The organism is Pararhodospirillum oryzae (genome assembly GCF_007992075.1).
GTDB lineage: Bacteria > Pseudomonadota > Alphaproteobacteria > Rhodospirillales > Rhodospirillaceae > Pararhodospirillum > Pararhodospirillum oryzae.
Genome location: NZ_BJZO01000188.1, coordinates 1 through 991 on the forward strand (window position 1 = coordinate 1; position 991 = coordinate 991).

General features: G+C 68.2%; 1 protein-coding gene. It reads right to left on the minus strand.

Annotation, left to right across the window (positions count from 1 at the left end; translation table 11 throughout):
* Window positions 1-259 precede the first annotated feature (259 nt).
* Window positions 260-670, minus strand: coding sequence for an Rrf2 family transcriptional regulator (locus tag ROR02_RS16430; protein ID WP_147165115.1), 411 nt, complete (start codon window positions 668-670; stop codon window positions 260-262).
* Window positions 671-991: the final 321 nt, after the last annotated feature.

Below are 991 nucleotides of genomic sequence, written 5' to 3' on the forward strand. Positions count from 1 at the left end.
CGCCGCCGCGCCGGCCGCCGCCGCGCCTGCCGCTCCGGCCCCCGCGCCCAAGCCCGCCGCGCAGCCGGCCCGCGCAGCCGCTCCCAAGGCCCAGAAGGGCAAGGCTCCGCCCAGGCGCCCGAACTAACCCTTCGCGTTTTGCACGCCCGCCGGGTTTCAAGAACCGGCGGGCGTGCCGACAGAAGGACCAGGGACCGCCCGGCTCAGGGCTCGCGTACCCTTGAGCCTGGGTCAGGGCTCACGTACCCACGAGCACGGGTCAGGGCTCACGGACCCACGAGCGCAGCAGCGTTTCAATGGTCAAGGACGCGAGCGTGGCCCGGGTGATGGTATCGATTTCGCCCATGACCCGTTCCAGCGCCTGCCCTTCCACCGTGCCGTCCCCCGGGGGATGCACCGAGGCGCCCAGGGTTCCGACCGGCTCGAAAATCTCGATGATTTCCAGCAAGGTCAGACGCCGGGCGTTGGCCACGAAGCGATAGCCGCCCCCCACGCCCCGCGCCGCCTCCACCAGCCCTTCCCGACCCAAGATGCGCAGCACCTTGGACAGATGGTGCGGCGAGAGCTCGAATTTACGCGCGATCTCGGCCGCGCACGCCGGCCGTTCGGGATGCGCCGCCAGCTCCAGCAGCGAGAACAGGGCATAGCGGGTTGCCATTTGCAGATTCATCCGTGGGCCCCTCCTCGTGCGCAAGGAGCCCGTCGCCCCCCCCGGGGACAACTCCCGGTGGGTGAACAAGGGACAAGGGAGCAAGAACCAGACGGGAGGGGCTCCAAGTCGGAGGCAGGCATGGCCGGCGGCATCGGGGCCTCTTGGGATCGGGCGCGGGAACGAGGCCCGAAGGGCCACGCGGCGAAGGGAACAAAAGGTATGTCATCTTCAACGAAGCAATGCCGTACCGCAATACCCAATTTCAATCCGACCCCTCTGCGACGCCCCCAGGGCAATCGGATGAACCGATTGCCCTGGAGTTTTTTCAGTGCCCTCAAA

Bases quoted from the DNA above. Each gene is read 5' to 3' on its own strand.
- ROR02_RS16430 (WP_147165115.1), bottom strand. From the start codon at position 670: ATGAATCTGCAAATGGCAACCCGCTATGCCCTGTTCTCGCTGCTGGAG.